The sequence below is a fragment of the Agromyces agglutinans genome (assembly GCF_009647605.1).
GTDB classification, from domain to species: domain Bacteria; phylum Actinomycetota; class Actinomycetes; order Actinomycetales; family Microbacteriaceae; genus Agromyces; species Agromyces agglutinans.
Map to the genome: position 1 here is coordinate 168,582 of NZ_WJIF01000001.1, position 15,338 is coordinate 183,919.

General features: G+C 73.0%; 12 protein-coding genes and 1 tRNA gene. 6 read left to right on the forward strand and 7 right to left on the reverse strand.

Going from position 1 to position 15,338, the window contains the following annotated elements:
• Positions 1-79 precede the first annotated feature (79 nt).
• The 5 genes from GE115_RS00820 to GE115_RS00840 all read right to left on the reverse strand — a co-directional run bounded on the left by GE115_RS00820 (position 80) and on the right by GE115_RS00840 (position 4,900).
• On the reverse strand, positions 80-1,048 hold the full coding sequence (locus GE115_RS00820) for a helix-turn-helix transcriptional regulator (protein ID WP_153682940.1): 969 nt from the start codon (positions 1,046-1,048) through the stop codon (positions 80-82).
• The gene (locus GE115_RS00825; protein ID WP_312854744.1) at positions 1,048-2,073 is read right to left on the reverse strand and encodes a helix-turn-helix transcriptional regulator; all 1,026 of its coding nucleotides are present in this window, start codon (positions 2,071-2,073) and stop codon (positions 1,048-1,050) included. Before GE115_RS00825 ends, GE115_RS00820 begins: the two co-directional genes overlap by 1 nt.
• 74 nt (positions 2,074-2,147) lie before the next feature.
• Positions 2,148-3,077 carry an FKBP-type peptidyl-prolyl cis-trans isomerase gene (locus tag GE115_RS19180; protein WP_153682941.1) on the reverse strand — a complete coding sequence of 310 codons (930 nt, stop codon included), beginning with the start codon at positions 3,075-3,077 and terminating at the stop codon, positions 2,148-2,150.
• A gap of 45 nt (positions 3,078-3,122) precedes the next feature.
• Positions 3,123-4,190 carry a tRNA (adenine-N1)-methyltransferase gene (locus tag GE115_RS00835; RefSeq protein ID WP_312854745.1) on the reverse strand — a complete coding sequence of 356 codons (1,068 nt, stop codon included), beginning with the start codon at positions 4,188-4,190 and terminating at the stop codon, positions 3,123-3,125.
• On the reverse strand, positions 4,187-4,900 hold the full coding sequence (locus GE115_RS00840) for an HAD family hydrolase (RefSeq protein WP_312854746.1): 714 nt from the start codon (positions 4,898-4,900) through the stop codon (positions 4,187-4,189). Before GE115_RS00840 ends, GE115_RS00835 begins: the two co-directional genes overlap by 4 nt.
• A 75-nt stretch (positions 4,901-4,975) precedes the next feature.
• Here GE115_RS00840 and GE115_RS00845 point away from each other — a divergent pair, with 75 nt between their 5' ends.
• Positions 4,976-5,914 carry a PAC2 family protein gene (locus GE115_RS00845; protein ID WP_312854747.1) on the forward strand — a complete coding sequence of 313 codons (939 nt, stop codon included), beginning with the start codon at positions 4,976-4,978 and terminating at the stop codon, positions 5,912-5,914.
• Positions 5,915-5,920: 6 nt separating this feature from the next.
• Here the strand turns inward: GE115_RS00845 and GE115_RS00850 are convergent, their stop codons facing one another.
• On the reverse strand, positions 5,921-6,739 hold the full coding sequence (locus tag GE115_RS00850; protein WP_312854748.1) for an undecaprenyl-diphosphate phosphatase: 819 nt from the start codon (positions 6,737-6,739) through the stop codon (positions 5,921-5,923).
• Between the two features lie 67 nt (positions 6,740-6,806).
• Positions 6,807-8,129: a M20/M25/M40 family metallo-hydrolase gene (locus GE115_RS00855; RefSeq protein ID WP_153682943.1), complete on the reverse strand. Its 1,323-nt coding sequence runs from the start codon at positions 8,127-8,129 to the stop codon at positions 6,807-6,809.
• A gap of 105 nt (positions 8,130-8,234) precedes the next feature.
• Here GE115_RS00855 and GE115_RS00860 point away from each other — a divergent pair.
• The 5 genes from GE115_RS00860 to GE115_RS00880 all read left to right on the forward strand — a co-directional run bounded on the left by GE115_RS00860 (position 8,235) and on the right by GE115_RS00880 (position 15,334).
• A tRNA-Leu gene (locus tag GE115_RS00860) sits at positions 8,235-8,319 on the forward strand.
• Positions 8,320-8,475: 156 nt separating this feature from the next.
• On the forward strand, positions 8,476-9,396 hold the full coding sequence (locus GE115_RS00865) for an NAD(P)-dependent oxidoreductase (protein ID WP_153682944.1): 921 nt from the start codon (positions 8,476-8,478) through the stop codon (positions 9,394-9,396).
• Between the two features lie 149 nt (positions 9,397-9,545).
• The gene (gene imuA', locus GE115_RS00870) at positions 9,546-10,265 is read left to right on the forward strand and encodes a DnaE2-dependent mutagenesis accessory factor ImuA' (RefSeq protein WP_153682945.1); all 720 of its coding nucleotides are present in this window, start codon (positions 9,546-9,548) and stop codon (positions 10,263-10,265) included.
• On the forward strand, positions 10,262-11,800 hold the full coding sequence (locus tag GE115_RS00875) for a DNA polymerase Y family protein (RefSeq protein ID WP_153682946.1): 1,539 nt from the start codon (positions 10,262-10,264) through the stop codon (positions 11,798-11,800). The genes imuA' and GE115_RS00875 overlap by 4 nt, the downstream gene beginning before the upstream one ends.
• An 81-nt stretch (positions 11,801-11,881) precedes the next feature.
• Complete coding sequence (locus GE115_RS00880; protein WP_153682947.1) at positions 11,882-15,334, forward strand: error-prone DNA polymerase; 3,453 nt, start codon at positions 11,882-11,884, stop codon at positions 15,332-15,334.
• Positions 15,335-15,338: the final 4 nt, after the last annotated feature.

A 15,338-nucleotide genomic window follows, 5' to 3' on the forward strand; every position in this document is an offset into this window, starting at 1 on the left:
CCAATGCTCAGATGGGCGTTGTCGGCACAGTCTAACCCGTCGGGGTTGCGGGCCTCCGCTCGCGGCGGACGTCTGCCGGTCAGACCTCGTAGGCCGCGAGTCCGGCGGCCGCCCAGTCGGCCACCACGGCGCGCGCCTCGGGCGGCTCCACCACGGTGACGAGGCCGGGAAGCCCGGCCACGAGGCGCTTCAGCCCGTGGTGGTGCGCGACGCGCAACGTGACCCTGAGTCGGTCGCCGACCCGCTCTTCACGCGCATCGGCGAGGTAGTCGGCGATCAGCGGCAGCGCCTCGGGCGCCACATCGACGACCACATCGAGATCCGTGTCGGAGCCGTGGAAGAGCGTGTCGGAGAGCACCCGGTCGGAATGGTCGTCGACCGGTAGGTCGCTCACGACGAGCCCGCTCATGCGGTCGACCCGGAAGTTGCGCAGGTCGTCGCGCACGTGATCGAACGCCTGCAGGTACCAGTCGGGCCCGAGCGACGCGATCCTGAGGGGGTCGACCCGCCGCCGCGCCTGCTCACCGAGCGCGTTGCGGTAGTCGAACTCGAGCTGCCGCCCCTCGGCGACGGCCCTCCGGGCGACCTCGAGCGTGGCATCCGCCTCGGATTCGGCGACCGCGAGCCGCGTGGGCGTCGACGACGCGCCCGCGGTGAGCTTCGCGAGCAGCGAGTCGAGTTGTGCCCGGCCGGCGTTCTCGGGCGTGGCCGAGAGGTACTGGAGGCCGGCGATGAGCGCGGCCGCCTCGCGCGCCGAAAGGCGAGGCGCGTCGTCGATGGCCACGTGGTGCACGATCACGATGACGCCGTCGTCCTCGAAGGAGTCCCAGTCGATGTCGAAGAGGTCGTTGGCCTGGTACGTGCCGGTCGCGCCGGGCAGCCCCGACGTCGCGATCAGCCGCACCGCGTCGCGCACGTCGGACTCCGCGACGCCGAAGTGCTCGGCCGCGGTCGCCACGTCGACGACGCGCTGCTCGAGCAGGTACGGCACGAGCGAGAGCAGGAACACGAGCTGGTCGGGCGCCTTGCGTCCCTTCGAAGCAGCCATCAGCCCGCTCCCCCGCCGTGGGCGGCCGCGACCCGCGAGAGACGGTCGCGCACCGCGTCGGCCAGTTCGTCGGGCGCGAGGACGCGCACTTCGGGACCGTAGCTCGCGAGCTCGTCGGCGAACACGGCGGCGTCGGTGTAGTGCAGCCGGATGACGCCGGAATCGTCGTCGCGCAGCACCGCGCGGCGGCCGAGTCGCACCTCGGCGTCGCTGCCCGAGCTCACCGCGAGGTCGGCGACGTTCGCCTGGCGGAGCGCCTCGAGTTCGGCGAGGATGCGGTCCTGGATGTCGGGCTCCGGCGCCTCGACCACCGGGCCGGGCACGGGCTCGACCGGCGCGATGATGCGCGAGAGCAGGAAGGTGCGCGGCGCCTCGACGCCGTGGTCGAAGCCGTGCAGGTGCCAGCGCCCCTCGTGCAGGACGATCGCCCACGGGTCGACGGTGCGCTCGCGCGGCTCGGCGGATCCGGGCTTGAAGTAGCGGAACCGCACACGCTGGCGCCGGTCGAGGGCGCGCCGCAGGGGCTCGAACGCGGACTCGCGCACCCGCAGCCGAGGTGCGTACCCGATGACGGGGTCGCGCGGCTCGACGCCGAGGCCGCGGAGCTTCGTGAGCGCCCGCTGCGAGTCGTCGGAGAGGGATGCCTCGCGCCATACCTCGGCCGCGAGGCCGAGCAGGGCGAGTTCGTCGGGCGTGAAGCGCACGGATTCGGGCAGCTCGTAGCGGCCCTTCGGGATGCGGTAGCGCAGCGACTGGTTGTCGCCGGGCCGGTCGGGCGACTCGATGGTCTCGAGCGGGATGCCGCGGTCGCGGATGGCGTCCTTGTCGCGCTCGAACTGGCGCTCGAGGTTGTCGTTCGGGCCGCCGTCGACGTACTTCTCGGCGTAGCCGCGCACGGTCGAGAGGATGTCGCCCTTCAGCAGGCCCGACTCGGTCGCGACCAGCGCGAGCACGAGGCTGAACTGCCGGTCGACCGCAGGCACCGGCTTCGACCGGTGCTCCGTCGGCTCCCCCGCAGCGTTCACAGGTGCGATCCTACTGGGCGTCGAACCCGACGCCGACGGCGTCGCGACCCATTGCGCGGCCCGCGAACGGCGGGTCAGAGCACGCCCAGGATGTCGATGACGTAGAACAGCGTCGCGTCGCCGGCCGCCTCGCCACTGCCGCCGGCGCCGAAGCCGTCTTCGGGGGCGACGATGACGCCGACCTGCGAGCCGACCCGCTGGCCCTCGACGGCCTTGGAGAGGCCGGGGATCTGGCTGGAGCCGTCGCCGACGACGAAGGACGTCGGACCGCCGGTGGCCCAGGTCGAGCCGTTCGACAGCACCTCGCCGGTCTGCCAGTCGACGCCGGTGTACTGCACGAGCACCTCGTCGCCGTCTTCGACGACCGCGCCGGAGCCCTCGCGGAGCACCTCGACCTCGGTCTGCGCCGGCGGGTCGGACGAGGGCACCGTGATGCCGGGCCGCCCGTCGGGCGCGAGCACGACGGCCGGGAACCCGTCGCGCGTCAGGCGCGGGGTGCCGTTCGCCCGTGAGGGGAAGACATCCATGACGTCGAAGACGGCGACCGCGCCGGTGGCCGGCTCCTGCCCGGTCTGCGGGTTCGCGGCGTCGGCCGGCGGCACCGCGACCACGACGCGGGATCCCTCGTTGGCGCACGTGAGACCCGTGCGGAAGCCCGCGAGCGTCTTGCCCTCGTTGAGCGTCAGCAGCACCGCGTCGTCCTCGAAGCCGATGGTCTGGAGTTCCTCGCCCGACTCCGCGTCGTACAGCGAGGCGGCCACGCGCACGGTGTCGCCGTCGCGCACCGGCTCGCCGTCGCCCTCGATGACCACGGTGCACTGCGTCTCGTCGGGCGTGATGGGCGTCGGGAACTCGACCCGGGGCGGCTCGCCGAAGTCGCCCGTGACCTCGATGGCCTCGGACGAGGCACCGGGTGCCACGGCCGGTTCGGGCGCGGTCGCGCAACCGGTGAGCGCGACGGCGACCAGGCCTGCGGTGGCGATGAGCGCGAGAGACGAACGCACGGATCCTCGATTCGTGGGGAGGGACGCGGAACGGGCCTTGAAAGCCTACCCGGCTTCGCCGGACGGCTCGTCACGGGAGTCGACGGGCGCCGCCTCGACGGGCGCCGGGCCATCGGGCGCCGCGCCGTCGGGCTCGTCGCGCGCGAGCGCGGCCGACTTGCCCGCGACGCGAACGCGCTTGCGCAGGCTCTTGTCGCTGACCGACCGCTCGCCGAGCGCACCCGGCGTCCACGCCTCGACGTCCTCATCGCTGAACTCGGTCTTCGACGGGCGGCGCTTGAGCTCGGGCAGCACCGTGTCGGGTGCGAGCCGGCGTGCGGTCAGCAGGAAGCCGGTGTGCGCGATCATGCGGTGGTCGGGGCGGACGGCCAGGCCCTGCACGTGCCATCCGCGCACCATCGTCTCGTTCGCGATGGGCTCGGTGTACGAACCGCTCGCACGGAGCGCCTCGGCGACGCGGGAGAGTTGCGTCGCCGTGGCGACGTAGCAGAGCACGACGCCGCCGGGCCGCAGGGCCTCGCCGACGGCCGGCAGCACCTCCCAGGGCGCGAGCATGTCGAGCACGACCCGGTCGACGGATGCCGCTTCCACGGTGTCGGGCAGGGTGTCGGCGAGGTCGCCGAGCGTGATCGACCACTGGTCGGGCACGCGACCGTGGAAGGTCTCGACGTTGCCGCGCGCGACGTCGGCGAACTCGGCACGACGCTCGAAGGAGTACAGGCGACCGGCCTCGCCGATGGCCCGCAGCAGCCACAGCGACAGCGCGCCCGAGCCCACGCCCGCCTCGACGACGGTCGCGCCCGGGAAGATGTCGGCCTGCGCGAGGATCTGCGCCGCGTCCTTCGGGTACACGATGGCCGCGCCGCGCGGCATCGACATCACGAAGTCGCTGAGCAGCGGTCGCAGGGCGAGGTACTCGATGCCGACCTCGTTCGCGACGACCGAGCCGTCGGGCAGGCCGATGATCACGTCGTGCGCGATGCCGCCCTTGTGCGAGTGGAACACCTTGCCCGGCTCGAGCGTGATCGTGTGCAGCCGCCCCTTCGGACCGGTCAGCTGCACGCGGTCGCCCACACGGAACGGACCGCTGCGCTCGCCTCGTCCGCCGCTCACGCGGAGACCTCTCCCTCTCGTGCGGCGCGGGTGCGCTCTCGCGCGGTTCGGGTGCTCGCGAGCAGCTCCGCGAGGTCGGCCGGGGTGCGCCCGGCGAGCGTCGCCCAGAGCGCGTCGTGAGCGGTGCCGGAGAGGTCGACGATGTTCGGCACGCCGAGCGCGACGGCACCGGATGCCGCGGCCGAGGTCACCCCGGCCGGCGAGTCCTCGATCGCGACGCAGTCGGCGATGTCGACGCCGAGCCGCTCCGCGGCCGCCAGGTAGGGCTCGGGGTGCGGCTTGGGGTCGGCGACCTCGTCGCCGGCGACGATCACGTCGAACGCCTCGAACGGGATCGCCCGCGCCACGTCTTCAGCCATCGAGCGCACCGACATCGTCACGAGCGCGGTCGGCACGGATGCCTCGCGCAGCGCCTGGAGCAGCTCGCGGGCGCCGGGTCGCCACGGCAGGCCGTCGGCGACGAGGCGGGCGCGCACCCGATCGGTCAGCCCGTAGACGATCTCGTCGGGTTCGAGGTCGACGCCGCGGCGACGGAAGAGGTCGGCGGACTCCCAGAGCCCCATGCCGACCACCTGCCGCGCGTCGTCGTGCGTCCATTCGATGCCGAACGAGGCGAACATCTCGGTCTCGGCGTCCATCCAGTAGGGCTCGGTGTCGACGATCGTGCCGTCCATGTCCCAGAGAACGGCGGCCGGAAGGGGTGCGGTCACAACGGGCAAGTCTACGGGCACGGCCTATTGTGGGGGTGAGCCCCGGAGCCTCCGGGGCGGGAAGCAGGGCAGGGCGTGCAACAGCCGACCGGATTCGGGAGCGGCAGGCTCCTCGTCGTCGCCTTCGAAGGCTGGAACGACGCCGGCGAGGCGGCCTCGGGCGCTGCCCGCCTGCTGGTCGATCGGCTCGAGCTCGTGGAGATCACGGCCGTCGACCCCGAGCTCTACTACGACTACCAGTTCAATCGGCCCATGGTCGCCTCGGGCGACGACGGCCGCCGCCGCATCGAGTGGCCGGGTGCGGCCCTGATGGGCCCCGGCGCGATCGCGCCCGAACCCGACGGACCCGATTCGGTCACGGGCCCGGGTGCCGCCGCGCTCCACGTCATCATCGGCGCCGAGCCGGCCCGCAGCTGGAAGAGCTTCGCCGCCGAGCTCATCGACGCAGCCCTCGCGGCGGACGTCGAGGCCATCGTGTTCCTCGGTGCGATGCTCGCCGATGCCCCGCACACGCGACCGCTGATGGTGTTCGCGTCGAGCGACAACCCCGAGGTGCGCCAGTCGCTCGGCGTCGAGCGCTCGACGTACGAGGGGCCGGTCGGCATCCTGAGCGTGCTCGCCGATCAGGCCGAGCGCGTGGGCATCCCGACCGTCTCGCTCTGGGCTTCGGTGCCGCACTACGTGCACAACGCGCCGTCGCCGAAGGCCGTGCTCGCGCTCCTCGCGAAGCTCGAGGAGCTGACCGGCCTGTCGATCCCCCGCGGCAGCCTCGAGGCCGACGCCGCCGCCTGGGAGGCCGGCGTCGACGCGCTCGCCTCCGACGACGAGGAGATGGCCGGGTACATCGCCCAGCTCGAGCAGGCGCGCGACGCCGTGGACGCCCCCGAGGCCAGCGGCGAGGCGATCGCCAAGGAGTTCGAGCGCTACCTGCGCCGTCGCGGCGACGGCCGGGCCGACGGGCGGCCCGACGGCCGCGGCGGCGACGAGCCGTGGCGGCCGCCGACGGGCGGCTGACCCGGCCTACGGCTGGATGACGCCCGTCGCGAGCAACCACATCACCAGTCCGCCGAGCACGATCCGGTAGATCACGAACGGCAGGAAGCTCCGCTTGGAGATGTAGTTCATGAAGAACGCGATCACGAGCAGCGCGACGACGAACGCGACGAGCGTCGCGGCCCCGGTCTCGAGCGGGCCGTAAACCGACGGCTCGCCCCAGCTCTTGAACAGCTGGTAGAAGCCCGAGCCGAACACCGCGGGGATCGCGAGCAGGAACGCGTAGCGAGCCGCGGCGGCCCGCTCGTACCCGAGCAGCAGTCCGGCCGTGATCGACCCGCCCGACCGTGAAACGCCGGGTATCAGGGCGAGCGCCTGCGCGAAGCCGAACACCACGCCGTGGCCGATCGTGAGCTGGTCGAGCTTGCGGCGCTTGGCGCCGGCCCAGTCGGCGAGGCCGAGGATGATGCCGAACACGATGAGCATCGTCGCCACGATCCACAGCGAGCGGAACGTGGTCTCGATCTCGTCCTGGAACAGGATTCCGAGCACGACGATCGGGATCGAGCCGACGATGATGAGCCATCCCATGCGCGCATCGGGGTCGTTGCGGGGCACCCGCCCGGTGAACGAGCCGAACCAGTGCGAGATGATCCGCACGATGTCGCGCCAGAAGAAGACCACGACGGCCGCTTCGGTGCCGATCTGGGTGATCGCGGTGAACGCGGCCCCGGGGTCTTGGGCTCCGGGCAGGAACTCGCCGAGGATGCGCAGGTGCGCGCTCGAGGAGATCGGGAGGAACTCGGTGAGCCCCTGGACGAGGCCGAGGATCAGGGCTTCGATCACGTGCGGGTTCTGCCTTCCGCCTCCGCCGGGGCGGAGGACGCTCTCGGCCGCGAGCGCGGCTGGGCGATCAGTAGTCGAGGAGCAGGTCGCGCAGGACCCGCCTACCGAAGGATAGTGCGTCGAGCGGAACCCGCTCGTCGACGCCGTGGAACATGGCCGGGAAGTCGAGGTGGTCGGGCAGGCGCAGCGGCGCGAACCCGTAGCCGCGGATGCCGAGCCGGCTGAGCGACTTGTTGTCGGTGCCGCCCGAGAGCAGGTACGGGAACACCGGGGCGCCCGGGTCGTGCGCGCCGAGGGTGCGGCGGACCGCGTCGACGAGTGGCCCGGAGGTCGGCGATTCGAGGCCGACGTCGCGGTGCACGATCTCGATGTCGAGGTCGTCGCCGATGAGCCGGCGCACCTCGGCGAGCACGGCGTCCTCCTCGCCCGGCAGGGTGCGGATGTCGATGAGCGCCTCGGCGCGGTCGGGGATGACGTTGTGCTTGTAGCCCGCGGTGAGCCCCGTCGGATTGGTCGTCGTGCGAAGGGTCGCCGTGATGAACCCCGACGCGGAGCCGGTGGCGAGGGCGAGCTCGTCGGGCGAGGTCTCGGCGGGATCCCCCCCGAGCACCTTCGCGATCTCGCCGAGCAGCTCCTCGGTGGTGTCGGTCAGCCGGACCGGCCACTCGGCCTTGCCCAGGCGCGCGACGGCCGCCGCGAGCTTCGTGATCGCGTTGTCGCGGATGAGCCGCGACCCGTGTGCGGCGACGCCGCGGGCCACGAGCCGGATCCACAGCAGGGTCTTCTCGCCCGTCTGCAGCAGGTACGCGCGACGGCCGCCGACCGTGATCGAGTAGCCGCCGACCTCGCTGATCGCCTCGGTCGCGCCGGCGAACAGCTCGGGGTGCCGGTCGACGAGCCAGCTCGCGCCGTACGAGCCGCCCGCCTCCTCGTCCGCGAAGTACGCGACGACGATCTCGCGCTCGGGAAGCCGGCCCTCCCCCAGGATGTCGCCGAGCGCCGTGAGCATCATGGCGTCCATGTCCTTCATGTCGACGGCGCCGCGGCCCCACAGCATGCCATCGCGGATCTCGCCCGCGAACGGATCCACGCTCCAGTTGCGCGCGTCGGCCGGAACGACGTCGAGGTGGCCGTGCAGCACGAGGGCCGGCTTGTGGGGATCGCGCCCGGGCACCCGGGCGACGACGCTCGTGCGCCCCGGCTCGGATTCGAACATCGCAGGTGTCAGGCCGAGTCCGCGAAGTCGGGCCTCGACGTACTCGGCGGCCTCGCGTTCGCCGTTCGAGCGGCCCTCGCCGAAGTTCGAGGTGTCCATGCGGATGAGGTCGCGCGCGATCGCGGCGGTCTCCTCGAGTTCGGTCGGGTCGTGGGTGACGGATGCCTCGGCCATGCCCCCACGGTATCGTCAGCGCCGTCCGACCCGGGTGGTCCGAGTGCCTCCCGAAACCGTGCTAATGTCTTCTACGGCCGCTGAGAGATCAGCTGCCGGACACACGCGCGGGTGGCGGAAATGGCAGACGCGCTAGCTTGAGGTGCTAGTGCCCGTATAGGGCGTGGGGGTTCAAGTCCCCCCTCGCGCACGATGTGTCGAAAGGCCGGATCGGATGATCCGGCCTTTCGTGTTTCCGGGCGATCTGTCGGGCGGCCCCGTCCTGGCACGATACTCACCTTTCGGTGGCTACCGCACGGAATAGTGGGTACTTGCGGGCTCCGCAGTGCGATCGCAGGGTGGAGGCATGACCTCTCCTGTGACTGTGCTGGGGCTCGGCCCCATGGGGCAAGCCATCGCCCGTACGCTGCTCGCCGCCGGGCACGACGTGACCGTCTGGAACCGCACGCCCGAGAAGGGGGTGCAGCTCGCCGAGCTCGGCGCGCGCGTCGCGCCGAGCTCCGCCGCGGCGATCCGCCGCAGCGGCATCGTGCTGGTCTCGGTCCGCGGGAACGACGTCGCGCGAGACATCCTCGAGCGCGCCGATCTCGCCGACGCGCGCCCGCTCATCGTCAACCTCAGCTCCGACACCCCCGCGTCAGCCCGCCGGCTGGCCGCCTGGACGGCGAGCCAGGGCTCCGGATATCTCGGGGGGACGATGCTCACCCCGTCGGTGCTCGTGGGCCGGCCGGGGTCGACCGCGGTCGTCGGCGGCGACCGCGACGCCTACGAGGCGGCTCGGCCGACGCTCGAGGTCATCGCGCCCGAGCTCACCCTCGCCGGCGACGACCCGGGCGCCGTCGCGGCGCTCGACCTCGCGATCCTCGACGCGTTCTGGACGACGGTCGCGGGCTGGAGCCATGCCGTGGCGCTCGGCCGGGCCGAAGGCCTCGACCCGATCGCGCTCACCGATCGCCTCACCGCGATCGTGCACCTGGCCGCGCAGGTCGGTGCCGGGATCTCGCGCGACGCCGAGGCGGGCGAGTACCCCGGCGACGTCTCCACGATCGCCTCGGCGCGCACCTCGCTCGCGCACATCCTCGGCGCCAGTCGGGACTCGTCGATCGACACGGCCCTCCCCACCGCCATCGGAGGGCTGTTCCAGCGCGCGGTCGACGAGGGCCACCAGGCCGACGGACCATCGCGTCTCGTCGCGACCATCGAACAGGCGTCGACCGATGCCGGGCCTGCCGAGTCCTCGAGACCCGTGGACCTGCTCGCCCGCTGAGCACGGGCAGCCGGCGAGGGCGCCCGAGTGCGGGGACGTCTCCGCGCGGCCGGGCCACGGGACCGGGCGAGGTCCGCCGCTCGGACCGGAATGTGGACGGCTGGCCTGGCGGACTTGCCGCATTCGAACGAATGTTCGAAACTGGAGCGGTGACCCTCACCGCTCCGCAGTCCCCCGGCACCCGGCTCGACCGGGTCGGCGAACTGCAGTCGCGGATCCGCGGCATGGAGTCGCGGCGGCTCGACTCGAAGGCGGTGCCGACGCATCCCGCCCTCTCGAGCATCCTGCCCGGAGGCACCCTGCGCGAGGGCACGGTGGTGCAGGCCCCGGGTTCGACGAGCCTCGTGATGACCCTGCTCGCGGGTCCGTCGGCGGCCGGCCGCTGGGTCGCGGTGAGCGGCATCCCCGAGTTCGGGGTCGAGGCCGCGGCGCGCCTGGGCATCGCGCTCGAGCGGCTCGTGCTCGTCCCCGACCCCGGCCGGCAGTGGCTCACGGTCGCGGCCGCCCTCGCCGACGTCATCCCCGTCGTCGCGGTGCGCCCGGCTGCGCGGCTCTCCCCAGCCGAGGCAGCCCGGTTCCAGGCCCGGCTCCGCCAGCGCGGCACCGTGCTCGTCTCCGACGGCGAGTGGCCCGGCGCCGACACCGTGCTCGAGGTCGGCGCGAGCGCCTGGAGCGGGCTCGCGCTGGGCCACGGCGCCCTGGCCGAGCGCGAGCTGACCGTGCACACCGGGGGCCGCGGGTACGGGCGCTCCTCCGGCGCCCGGCTCCGACTACCCGACCGGACCCTCGGCGCCTCCCTCGCGCCGGTGCCGGTGAGCGGCGAACCGCTCGGCGAGGTCCGGCATGTCGACTTCCGGAGGGTCGGATGACCGATCCCGCCCGCACCATCGTCTTGTGGTGCCCCGACTGGCCGGTCTTCGCCGCGGCCCACGAGCTCGGCGTCGACCCCTCGGCTCCCATCGCGCTGACCGCGGGGGGCGCTGTGTTCGCGTGCTCGGCCGCGGCCCGGCGCGAGGGCGTGACGCGCGGCCTGCGACTGCGCGAGGCGCAGCTGCGGTGCCCCGCGCTCGTCGTGCTGCCCTACGACGCGGCGCTCGACGCACGGGCGTTCGAGCCCGTCGTGCGCCGTGTCGAAGAGGCCGTGCCCGGTGTCCAGCTGATCAGGCCGGGCACGCTCGCCACGCGCGCCCGCGGGCCCGTGCGGTACTACGGGGGCGAGCAGGAGGCCGCCGAGGCGCTGCTGGCCACCGTGGCATCCGCCGGCGTCGACCAAGCGCGGGTGGGCGTCGCCGACGGTCCGTTCGCGGCCGAGCAGGCCGCTCGCGGCACCCGCACCTCGCCGGTCGGCATCGTGGCGCCCGGGGCATCCGCGTCGTTCCTCGCGCCGCTGCCGGTGCGGCTGGTCGTCGAGCCGCGCATCGCGACCCTGTTGAAGCGACTGGGCGTCGCGACCCTCGGGGAGTTCGCGGCGCTGCCCGAAGCCGATGTCCGCCGCCGGTTCGGCGCCGCGGGCGCCTTCGCCCACGACCTCGCGTCGGGCCGCGAGGCGACCCGCGTCACGGCGCGCACGCCACCGCCCGAGTTCGCCGTCGAGCAGGAGTTCGAGCCGCCGCTCGACCGGGTCGACCAGCTCGCCTTCGCCGTCCGGGTACGGGCCGAGGAGTTCATCGACCGCATGCGGGCCGTGCGGCTCGTGTGCACGGCCATCCGGGTCGAGCTCGACGACGAGCGCGGGGGGCACGTCTCGCGCGAGTGGCTGCATCCGCGCTGGTTCACGGCGGCCGACGTGATCGACCGCATCCGCTGGCAGCTCCAGGGCACCGGTGATGCCACGACCGGCCTCGCCTCGCCGGTCGTGCGCGTGCGGGTCGTGCCCGAACGCGTCGACTCGACCGGCAACCACGAAGAGGGCCTCTGGGGCGGCGGCCCCGACGAACGGGTGCACCACGGGCTCACGCGCGTGCAGAGCATGCTCGGCCACGACGCCGTGGTCACACCCGCCATCGGCGGGGGCCGGCTGCTCGCCGACCGCCAGGTGCTCGTGCCGTGGGGCGATCGCGCCCCCGACCGGGTCGAAGCGCCGTGGCCGGGCAGCCTGCCGGCGCTCGCGCCCGCGAGCGTGTTCCGCGAGCGGCCGCCCGTGACGCTCGTCGACGCCGCGGGTGCGACGGTCGCCATCGACGAGCGCGGCGCGGTCACGGCGACGCCGGCCGCGTTCGCACCCGCGGGCGGCGCGCCCCGGGCCGTGCAGGCGTGGGCCGGCCCGTGGCCCGTCGTCGAGCGCTGGTGGGACGCCGAGCATGCCCGCCGCGTGCACCGGTTCCAGATCGTCGACGCCGACGGCTGCGCCTGGCTGCTCGTGCGCGACGCCGACGGCTGGCAGGCCGAGGCGAGGTACGACTGATGACGGTATCGAATGAGATCACGTCATCCGATGCATTGAATGCATCGATGCGATCGAGGCAACGATGAATCGAGCGCACTGATGGGCTGGAACAATCCCGAGATCCCATGGTCGGAGCTCGAACGGCAGCTCTCCGACCGCCGCCGACCGGGTCCAGGCACGGGTGCCGGCGGAGACGGAGCCGGATCGAAGCTCATCGCCGACGGCGGCGACAGTCCCGCATGGAGCCGCAAGCGCCATCCGTACAAGCCGTCGGCCGACCTGCCGCCGGTCGAAGGTCCGACCGTGCCCTACGCCGAACTGCACGCCCACTCGGCGTTCAGCTTCCTCGACGGCGCATCGATGCCCGAGCAGCTCGTCGAGGAGGCGCACCGGCTCGGCCTCTCGGGTCTCGCGGTCACCGATCACGACGGCTTCTACGGCATCGTGCGCTTCGCCGAGGCCGCCGAGAGCTTCCCCGAGCTCACCACGGTCTTCGGCGCCGAGCTCTCGCTCGGCCTCACCCGGCCCCAGATGGGCGCGGCCGACCCCGAGGGCGACCACCTGCTCGTGCTCGCCCGGCGCGAGGAGGGCTACCACCGGCTCGCGTCGGCGATCACGGCCGGCCAGCTGGCGGGCGGCGAGAAGGGCCGTCCGGTCTACGACCTCGAAGCGCTCGCCGAGCAGTCCGCCGGCGAATGGCTCATCCCGACCGGGTGCCGCAAGGGGCGGGTGCGGCGCGCGCTCGCCGCCGAGGGGCCCGACGGCGCGTGGCGCGAGCTCGACCGGCTGTCCGCCCTCTTCGGCCGCGACCGCGTGGTCGTCGAACTCTTCGACCACGGGCATCCGACCGACCAGCCCGACAACGACCTGCTCGACGAACTCGCCGCCAGGGCGGGCATCCCGGTGATCGCGACGAACGCCGTGCACTACGCGACGCCGCCCGAGCACCGGCTCGCGCAGGCGCTCGCGGCCGTGCGCGCCCGGCGCAGCCTCGACGAGCTCGACGGCTGGCTCCCGGCCTCCGACGGGCAGCACCTGCGATCGGGCGCCGAGATGGCCGCCCGGTTCGCGCGCTACCCCGGCGCCGTCTCCCGGACCGTCGGCATCGCCGAAGACCTCGGGTTCCGGCTGCGCAGCGCCCGGCCGAAGCTGCCGCGACAAGAGGTGCCCGAAGGGCACTCGCCCATGAGCTGGCTGCGCGAACTCGTCTGGCGCGGGGCATCCGAACTGTACCCGGGCGTGCCCGACCACGTGCGCGAGCGGCTCGAGCAGGAGCTCGCGGTGATCGAGCAGAAGGACTTCCCCGGCTACTTCCTCATCGTGCACGACCTCGTGCACGAGGCCCGGCGGCGGGGCATCCTGTGCCAGGGTCGCGGCTCAGCCGCGAACTCGGCCGTCTGCTACGTGCTGCGCATCACCGCGGTCGACTCGATCTTCTTCCGGCTGCCGTTCGAGCGATTCCTCTCGGCGCTTCGCGATGAAGAACCCGACATCGACGTCGACTTCGACTCCGACCGGCGCGAGGAGATCATCCAGTACGTCTACGGCAAGTACGGCCGCCGCAACGCCGCGCAGGTCGCGAACGTCATCAGCTACCGGCCGAAGGCCGCGGTGCGCGACATGGCGAAGGCGCTCGGCTACTCCACCGGCCAGCAGGACGCGTGGTCCCGCCAGGTCGAGCGCTGGGGCGCCGTCGTCGAGACCGACGACCACGACATCCCGGCGCCCGTGATCGAACTGGCCGAGCAGGTGCTCACCTTCCCCCGCCACCTCGGCATCCACTCGGGCGGCATGGTGCTCACCGACCGGCCCGTCGGCGAGGTCGTGCCGATCGAGCATGCGCGTATGGAGAACCGCACCGTGCTGCAATGGGACAAGGACGACTGCGCCTGGATGGGCCTCGTCAAGTTCGACCTGCTGGGCCTCGGCATGCTCGCCGCGCTGCAGTACACGTTCGACCTCATCCGCGACACGACCGGCGAGCAGTGGGAGCTCGCGAGCCTGCCGAAGGAGGAGGCGGCCGTCTACGACATGCTCTGCCGGGCCGACTCGATCGGCGTGTTCCAGGTCGAGTCGCGCGCGCAGATGGGCACGCTTCCCCGGCTGAAGCCCCGGTGCTTCTACGACCTCGTCGTCGAGATCGCGCTGATCCGCCCGGGGCCGGTGCAGGGCGGTGCGGTGCACCCCTACATCCGGCGGCGCACGGGCGAGGAGAAGGTCGGCTACCTGCATCCGAAGCTGGAGCCCGTGCTCGAGCGCACGCTCGGGGTGCCGCTGTTCCAGGAGCAGCTCATGCAGATGGCGGTCGCCGTCGGCGACTGCACGGCCGCCGACGCCGACCTGCTTCGCCGGGCGATGGGCTCCAAGCGCGGCGTCGAGCGCATCGAGAAGCTGAAGGACAAGCTCTACGCGGGCATGGCGAGCAACGGCATCGACCCCGAGACCGCCGACTCCATCTACGAGAAGATCCAGGCGTTCGCGAACTTCGGCTTCGCCGAGAGCCACGCCCTCAGCTTCGCGCTGCTCGTCTACGCGAGTTCGTGGCTGAAGCTGCATTACCCGGCGGCGTTCCTCGCGGCCCTGCTGCGCGCGCAGCCGATGGGGTTCTACTCGCCGCAGACGCTCACCGCCGACGCCAGGCGGCACGGCGTCGAGATCCGCCGCCCCGACATCCAGCGTTCGGGCGTGCACGCCCGCCTCGAGCCGGTCGACGGGCGGGCGGATGCCTCCGGCGCGGCCGCCGGGCCCAGCGGCATGCCCGGCTGCGCCGACGCCGTGCAGCCCCCGGTCGGCCCCTTCGACCGCGAGGCACCCGACCGCTCGGCCGAGCACCGCCGCGACGCCCGGTTCGCCGTGCGGCTCGGCCTCGCCGACGTCTCCCAGATCGGCACGTCGCTCGCCGAGTGCATCGTCGCCGAGCGCGGCCGCGGCGGGCCGTTCCGCGATATGGCCGACGTCTCCCGCCGGGTGGGGCTCGAGGCATCCCAGCTCGAGGCGCTCGCCGCGGCCGGCGCGTTCGCCTCGTTCGGGCTCGACCGGCGGCGCGCGCTGTGGATGGCGGGCGAGGCCGCCCAAGACCGTGCGGAGTATCTACCGGGCTCGGTGGTGGTCGTGCAGCCGCCGCTGCTGCCGATGCTGACGCCGACCGAGCAGGTGGTCTACGACCTCTGGGCGACCGGCATCTCCCCCGACGACCACCCGATCCGGCACATCCGCGACCGGCTCGACGAGCGCGGGGTGATCCGGGTCGACCTGCTGCGTGCGCACGAGCCGGGCCGGCGCATCGAGGTGGGCGGCGTCGTCACCCACCGCCAGCGGCCCGCGACCGCGTCGGGCATCACCTTCCTGAACCTCGAGGACGAGTCGGGCACGGTCAACGTGATCGCGGGCGTCGGGGTGTGGACCAGGTACCGGCGCGTCGCCCGCGAGGCGCCCGCGATGATCGTTCGCGGCATCCTCGAGCACAGCCGCGACGGCATCGTGAACCTCGTCGCCGACCGCTTCGAGTCGCTCACCGTGTCGGCACCGCACCGATCGCGGGACTTCCGTTAGCCTC